The sequence below is a fragment of the Pseudomonas edaphica genome, from assembly GCF_005863185.1.
Classification (GTDB): domain Bacteria; phylum Pseudomonadota; class Gammaproteobacteria; order Pseudomonadales; family Pseudomonadaceae; genus Aquipseudomonas; species Aquipseudomonas edaphica.
The window spans coordinates 1-7,166 of record NZ_VBVZ01000313.1; the positions used below are offsets into that span (position 1 = coordinate 1).

8 protein-coding genes are annotated in these 7,166 nt (G+C 62.2%); 2 read left to right on the plus strand and 6 right to left on the minus strand.

The features are described 5' to 3' along the window. Positions 1-256, plus strand: a 256-nt coding sequence (locus tag FEM54_RS19705; protein ID WP_276614682.1) for an acyl-CoA dehydrogenase family protein, incomplete at its 5' end; no start/stop codon positions are given. A gap of 115 nt (positions 257-371) precedes the next feature. Here FEM54_RS19705 and FEM54_RS19710 read toward each other — a convergent pair. Together FEM54_RS19710 and fnr are read right to left on the minus strand one after the other, a co-directional pair. Further along, positions 372-920 (minus strand): adenine phosphoribosyltransferase, encoded by a 549-nt coding sequence (locus FEM54_RS19710; RefSeq protein ID WP_017134800.1) that lies wholly within the window; start codon positions 918-920, stop codon positions 372-374. 81 nt (positions 921-1,001) lie between these two features. Next, the gene (gene fnr, locus FEM54_RS19715) at positions 1,002-1,736 is read right to left on the minus strand and encodes a fumarate/nitrate reduction transcriptional regulator Fnr (protein ID WP_056861531.1); all 735 of its coding nucleotides are present in this window, start codon (positions 1,734-1,736) and stop codon (positions 1,002-1,004) included. A gap of 153 nt (positions 1,737-1,889) precedes the next feature. On the opposite strand from fnr, the gene FEM54_RS19720 reads away from it, so the two are divergent. After that, complete coding sequence (locus FEM54_RS19720; protein ID WP_170039244.1) at positions 1,890-2,363, plus strand: prefoldin domain-containing protein; 474 nt, start codon at positions 1,890-1,892, stop codon at positions 2,361-2,363. Between the two features lie 6 nt (positions 2,364-2,369). Here the strand turns inward: FEM54_RS19720 and hemN are convergent, their stop codons facing one another. The 4 genes from hemN to FEM54_RS19740 form a co-directional block, all read right to left on the minus strand. After that, positions 2,370-3,752 carry an oxygen-independent coproporphyrinogen III oxidase gene (gene hemN, locus FEM54_RS19725; RefSeq protein ID WP_138452582.1) on the minus strand — a complete coding sequence of 461 codons (1,383 nt, stop codon included), beginning with the start codon at positions 3,750-3,752 and terminating at the stop codon, positions 2,370-2,372. A 103-nt stretch (positions 3,753-3,855) separates the two neighbouring features. Then, positions 3,856-4,539 (minus strand): sulfite exporter TauE/SafE family protein, encoded by a 684-nt coding sequence (locus FEM54_RS19730; protein WP_017134805.1) that lies wholly within the window; start codon positions 4,537-4,539, stop codon positions 3,856-3,858. After that, on the minus strand, positions 4,532-4,744 hold the full coding sequence (ccoS, locus tag FEM54_RS19735; protein ID WP_017134806.1) for a cbb3-type cytochrome oxidase assembly protein CcoS: 213 nt from the start codon (positions 4,742-4,744) through the stop codon (positions 4,532-4,534). The genes FEM54_RS19730 and ccoS overlap by 8 nt, the downstream gene beginning before the upstream one ends. A 22-nt stretch (positions 4,745-4,766) precedes the next feature. Next, positions 4,767-7,166: heavy metal translocating P-type ATPase (locus FEM54_RS19740; RefSeq protein ID WP_138452584.1), on the minus strand; the 2,400-nt coding region annotated here is incomplete at its 5' end.

Sequence of the window (7,166 nt, forward strand, 5' to 3'; positions counted from 1 at the left end):
CCGCGAGTTCACCTACCGCCAGGCGGCGAAGATGGCGGCCGGCAAGAGTGTGATCAAGGAGATTTCCATGGCCAAGAACCTGGCCACTGATACCGCGGATCGGGTGACCTATGACGCGGTGCAGATACTGGGTGGGCAGGGGTATATGCGTGGCAGCCTGGTGGAGAGGCTGTATCGGGATAACCGCATTCTGTCTATCGGCGGGGGCACGCGTGAGGTGATGAACGAGATCATCAGCAAGCAGATGGGGTTGTGATTAGTGGTGTTCTTTCAGGCGCTATCGCAGGCGAGCCAGCTCCCACCTTTGACTGTGTTTGCAAATCAAAATGTGGGAGCTGGCTTGCCTGCGATAACGCCGGCCCAGGCAACTTTTAAACTTCGGTCAACCCAAACTGCGTCAGGCAAAACGTCGGAATGCCCATATCCTGCAGGCGTTGCGAACCACCCAGCTCCGGCAGATCAATGATCGCCGCCGCTTCGAAGATCTTCGCGCCCATACGTCGCACCAGGTTCGCCGCGGCAATCAAGGTGCCGCCAGTGGCGATCAGGTCATCGAACATCAGCACCGAGTCGCCGTCACACAGGCTGTCGGCGTGTACTTCGAGAAAGGCTTCGCCGTATTCGGTCTGGTAACCCTCGGCCAGCACGTCAGCGGGCAGCTTGCCCTGTTTGCGGAACAGGATCAGTGGTTTGTTCAATTGGTAGGCGATGATCGAACCGATCAGGAAGCCACGGGCATCCATCGCGCCGATGTGGGTAAAGTCGGCCTCGACGTAACGCTGGGCAAAACTGTCGGCCACCAGGCGCAGGGCGCGGGGCGATTGGAACAGCGGGGTAATGTCACGAAAGATCACCCCAGGCTTGGGGAAGTCGATGACGGGGCGGATCAGGGATTTGATGTCGAACGAATCGAAGGTCATCGTCGAAGAGTCCTGGGAGCGGAAAACGGACTCGAAGTATACCTGCGGCCCTGCCGATTGGCGCGGCCGCAAGTGTCTGCCTCAGACTTCCAGCGAGCCCCCGGCCAGCGCGCACAGCTGGATCGGGTCGAGGATATGCACTTCCTTGCCTTCGGCGGCAATCAGTTCGTTTTGCTGGAAACGGGTAAACACGCGGGACACGGTTTCCACCGCCAGGCCCAGGTAATTGCCGATTTCGTTGCGCGACATGCTCAGGCGGAACTGGTTGGCCGAGAACCCACGGGCACGGAAGCGTGCCGACAGGTTGACCAAAAACGTGGCGATGCGCTCGTCGGCGGTTTTCTTCGACAGCAGCAACATCATCTGTTGGTCGTCACGGATCTCGCGGCTCATCACCCGCATCAATTGGCGGCGCAGTTGCGGCAGCTGCAGGGCCAATTCATCCAGGCGTTCGAAAGGGATTTCGCACACCGAGGTCGTCTCCAGGGCCTGGGCCGACACCGGGTGAATTTCGGTGTCCATGCCAGACAAACCGACCAGTTCGCTGGGCAGGTGGAAGCCGGTGATCTGCTCTTCGCCGCCGTCGCTCAGGCTGAAGGTCTTCAATGCGCCGGAGCGAACTGCATAGACAGAATCGAATTTGTCGCCCTGGCGAAACAGAAACTCGCCTTTTTTCAGCGGTCGGCCGCGTTTAACGATTTCGTCCAGCGCTTCCATGTCTTCCAAATTCAACGAAAGTGGCAGGCAGAGGGGGGCCAGGCTGCAATCCTTGCAGTGAGCCTGGCTGTGAGCGCGCAGTTTAACTGGCTCGGACATTTCTTAAATCCTTGTGGGAAAACACACATAAGACGTAAGGGTAACGCACCGGGGGACTGTGAGGCCAGCGTGTACAAAAAAGCAGCAAAGATATAAAGCTTTTTGTATCGGGGTCGATACAAGATCACAACTCAATAACCGTGGACCAGAGCCATGTCTTCCATCATGGGTGTCAATCCTTCAAGTATTCGTATTCCTGCCGCGCCACAACCCCAAAAGGACGCGGTGGCAGACAACACCAACAGCGCTTCGACACCGCAGGCTGATTCCGCGGCGGTCGAAGGTGTGGCGGTTACAATTTCCGGCGCGGCGATGAAAGCTGCGGCGGATGAGAAAACCTCCAACAGCGATATCGACGACAGCGGCCTGGCGGATAACGTCAAGAATCTGCTGAAGATGATTCGTGAGATCAAAAAGCAGATTGCCGAGAAGCAGGCTGAGATGGCTGCGCTGATGGCAGATAAAAACCTCAGCCCTGATCAGATGCGAGCCCGCCTCTCCGGTCTGCAAAGTGCGTTGAGCGCCTTACAAGCCAGCTTGGTTGGCATGCAGGCGTCTTTGACTAAGGCGATGAAAGACATGAGCGCGAGCGACGCAGCTAAGACCGCTGCCCTGGCAATGAAGTAGCTGCCCTTAGATCACCCGCGAGAATCGCTGCCTGTTCTGGTGCTCCAGGTAGGCATCGAACACCATGCACACCGAGCGCACCAGCAAGCGCCCGGCCGGTAAAACGCGAATGCCGTGGGCATCCAGTTCGATCAGGCCGTCGGCGGCCATTGTCTCCAGCTGTGGCCAGAGTTCGTCGAAATAGCCGCGAAAATCGATGTTATAGGCCTGTTCGATCCGCTCGAATGCCAGGCTGAAATTGCAGATCAACTGCTGAATTACTTCCCGGCGCAAACGATCATCCGTGGTGCAGACCAGGCCACGGCTGGTGGCCAGTTGCGCGCCGGCCAGTGCGTTCTGGTAGTGATTGAGGTCACTGCTGTTCTGGCAATACAGGTCGCCGATCTGGCTGATCGCCGACACGCCCAGCCCAATCAAATCGCAATGCCCGTGGGTGGTATAGCCCTGGAAGTTACGCTGCAGCGTGCCTTCTTCCTGGGCCACGGCCAGTTCGTCATCCGGCAGGGCAAAGTGGTCCATGCCGATGTAGCGGTAGCCGGCACGGGTCAACTGCTCGATGGTGGTTTGCAGCATCAGCAGTTTTTCTTCCGGCGAGGGCAAATCGTCGGCATTAATGCGCCGCTGCGGCATAAAGCGCTCGGGCAGGTGCGCGTAGTTGAAGACCGACAGGCGATCCGGTTGCAGGTTGATCACCTCTTCGACGGTGCGCGCAAAATTCAGCGGCGTCTGCTTGGGCAGGCCGTAGATCAAATCAATATTGATCGAGCGAAATTGCAGGGTGCGCGCCGCATCGATCACCGCACGGGTTTCTTCCAGGCTTTGCAGGCGGTTGACCGCACGCTGTACCTCGGGATCAAGGTCTTGCAGGCCGATGCTTACGCGGTTAAAGCCCAGTTCGCGCAGCAGCCCCATGGTCGCCCAGTCGGCTTCACGCGGGTCGATCTCGATGCCGTAGTCGCCGGAATCATCATTGAGCAAATTGAAGTGCTGGCGCAGGCGGGTCATCACCTGGCGCAGTTCGTCGTGGCTGAGAAAAGTCGGCGTGCCGCCGCCGAAGTGCAGTTGCTCCACGGGCTGTTTCGGGTCCAGGTGGCAGGCCACCAACTGGATTTCCTGCTCCAGGCGTTGCAGGTAGGCCTGGGCACGGCCACGGTCCTTGGTGATGACCTTGTTGCAGGCGCAGTAGTAGCAGATGTTCGCGCAGAACGGCACATGCACATACAGCGACAAGGGCCGTACGGCCTTGCGGCTGTCGCGCAGGGCGTGGAGCAGGTCGAAGGTGCCGACCTGGCTGTCGAATTGTACGGCGGTGGGGTAGGACGTGTAGCGCGGCCCCGCCAAGTCGTAGCGGTGAATCAGATCTGTGTCCCAACGAATGGCGTCGAGCATGCGGGCGGTCCCCGGGATTGGCTAGTGAGCCGAGTCTAGGGGCGCACCGCAGGTACCATCTTGATTTGCATCAACGGGGAGCGGCGCTATGCCACATGGCGATTTAATGGCCCATTAGCCAGTGTTGATGCGGGCCTGGCAACGTCCAAACGCCGAAGAGCATAACCAGCACGCCACCGGCCACACGCACGCTGCGTTTGCGCAGCACCGCCGTGACACGTTCCGCCGCCAAGCCAGTCGCCAGCAGTACTGGCCAGGTTCCAAGCCCAAAGGCGAGCATCAGCATTGCGCTGTCCAGCGCATTACCCTGGCTCGCCGCCCACAGCAGCGTGCTGTAGACCAACCCACATGGCAACCAGCCCCACAGCGCGCCCAGCAGTAATGCGCGTGGCAGGCTGGACACCGGCAGCAAACGGTTGGCGACCGGCTGTACGTAGCGCCACAGGCCGCGCCCCAGGCTTTCGATACGGGTGAGGCCGCTCCACCAACCGGCCAGGTACAGGCCCATGCTGATCAGCAACAGCCCGGCGAGCACGCGCATGAACATCGCCGCCGGGCTGTTGGCCACCGCCCAGCCGGCCAGGCCGATCAATAACCCGGCAGCGGCGTAGCTGAGGATGCGCCCCAGGTTATAGGCGAGCAGCAGGCGAAAACGGCGGCTGCGTTGTTCTTTGGGGATTGCCAGCGTCAGCGCGCCCATCAGTCCGCCGCACATGCCCAGGCAATGGCCGCCGCCCAGCAGCCCAAGGATCAGGGCAGAGACCAGCAGTGGCGCCAGCTCAAGCATGGGGTGGGTCTTTGGGCGGTTGCTCGGCCCGGTTGGCTTCGTCGACGCCCGCCAGGTGGTTCGGGTCCTGGTCGTCGAACAGCACGCTGTGGGCCGGGCCGTCGAGGTCGTCGTACTGGCCGCTGTCCACCGCCCAGAAGAAAATGTAAATGGCCACGCCGACTAACAGCAGCGCCGCCGGAATCATCACGTAGAGAGCTGGCATCGGTACTCCATGCCCACGCGGCTCAAGCCGGCAGCGGGCGGGTTACTAAGGTGGCACTGTTTGCCTGCGTGCTCGGCAGCCGAGTCAGGCGCAAGGCGTTGAGCACCACGGTCAACGAGCTGAGGGACATGCCGATCGCGGCCCAGATCGGGGTGATCCAACCGAGGGCGGCAAACGGCAGCATAAGGCCATTGTACAGCCCGGCCCACAGCAGGTTTTCAATGATTACCCGCCGCGTGCGCCGCGCCAGGGTAAACGCCTGCACCAGCGCGTCGAGACGGTTGGACAGCAGCACGGCATCGGCACTGGTTTTTGCCAAGTCGGTGGCTGAGCCCATCGCCACGCTGATATCGGCGGCGGCGAGCACAGGCACATCGTTGACGCCGTCGCCAAGCATCAGCACCTTGCGGCCTTGCTGGTGCAACTGGTGCAGCACCTGCAGTTTGTCGTCGGGGCGCAAGCCGCCCTTGGCCTCGTCAATCCCCAACTCAAGCGCGACACTGGCGACCATCGGCGAGCTGTCACCCGACAGCAACAGCGTACGCCAACCTCGCGCTTTGCACGCGGCCAGCAGGGCGGGCGCATCGCTGCGCAGGCGGTCATCGAGCACGAACCAGGCGAGGGCGCCTTCACGATCGCCCAGCAGCAACCATTGGCCTGCTTCGTCCGGCGAGGCGGGAATCGCGCAGCCGCTTAATTGGCACACAAAGCCCGGCTGGCCGATGCGCAATTGATGCTCGCCCACACGACCTTCCAGGCCTAAGCCTGGGAAACTCAGGACATCCTCAGCGGCCAGCGGCGCACGCCCGAAGGCGCGGGCAATCGGGTGCTCGGAGCGGTTTTCCAGCGCGGCGGCGAGGCCCAGGCAGTCGTCGCTGTTCAACGTGCCCAACGGGCGGATGGCACGCAGGGCCAGGCGGCCTTCGGTCAGGGTGCCGGTCTTGTCGAAAATCACCGTGTCGATCTGGTTCAAGCCTTCCAGCACGTGCCCACGAGTGAGTAACAGCCCGAGTTTGTGCAATGTGCCGGTGGCGGCGGTGAGGGCGGTCGGTGTCGCCAGCGACAACGCGCAAGGGCAGGTTGCCACCAGCATCGCCAGCACAATCCAGAATGCGCGTGACGCGTCCAGTTCCCACCACAGCAGGCCGATCAGCGCGGCCGCGATCAGCGAGCACAGCAGAAACCATTGAGCAGCACGGTCGGCGATTTGCGCCAGGCGCGGTTTCTCGGCCTGGGCACGTTCCAGCAGGCGCACGATGGCAGACAGGCGGGTGTCATGCCCCAAGGCGCGCACCTCGACGGTCAGCGCGCCTTCGACGTTGAGCGTGCCGGCGGTAACCGCGTCGCCGACGTTGCGCGGCTGCGGCAGGTATTCGCCGGTGAGCAGGGACTCGTCAATGCTCGACTGGCCGTCGAGAATCACGCCGTCGGCCGGCAGCACGGCGCCTGGATGCACCAGTACGCGATCGCCTACGGCCAGTTCGCTGAGCAGGATGCGCTCGCTCTGACCATCACTTTTGAGGCGTAAGCATGACGCCGGCAGCAGGTTGACCAACTGCGCGGTGGCGGCGGCCGTACGCTCACGTGCCCGGCGCTCCAGGTAGCGCCCGGCGAGCAGGAACAGCGCGAACATGCCCACCGCGTCGAAGTACAACTCGCCAGTGCCAGTTATGGCGGTCCAGATGCCCGCCAGGTACGCGCCGCCAATCGCCAGGGACACCGACACATCCATGGTCAGGTGGCGCGTGCGCAGGTCGCGCAGGGCGCCTTTGAAGAACGGCGCACAGCTGTAGAACACGATGGGCGTAGTCAGAAACATCGCCACCCAGCGCAGGATCACGTGCAACTCCGGGCTCAGGTCAATATTGAATTCCGGCCAGGTCGCCATGGTCGCCATCATCGCCTGGAACCACAGCAGCCCCGCCACACCCAGCTGGCGCAAGGCCCGGCGGTTTTCGCTGGCCAATTGCTCGGCGGCGCGATCGGCCTGGTAAGGGTGGGCGGCGTAGCCGATATGGCGCAGTTCGCTGAGCACCTGGCTCAGCGGCAATTGCCCATCGGCCCAGCGCACGTGCAGGCGATGGTTGGACAGGTTCAGCCGCGCCTCGGCCACGGCGGGCAGGCTGCGCAAGTGTTTTTCGATCAGCCAGCCACAGGCCGCGCAGCTGATGCCTTCCATCAACAGGGTGGTTTCGGCCAGATCGTCTTCGTGGCGCACAAAGGGTTTTTGCACGTCGGCGCGGTCGTACAGCGCCAATTCGTCGACCAGTTGCACCGGCAGCGCCTCGGGGTTGGCCGAGGCTTCGCTGCGGTGCTGGTAATAGCTTTGCAACCCGCCGGCCACAATCGCCTCGGCCACTGCCTGACAGCCCGGGCAGCAGAGTTCGCGGCGCTCGCCGAGGATTTCGGCGGTGAACCGGCT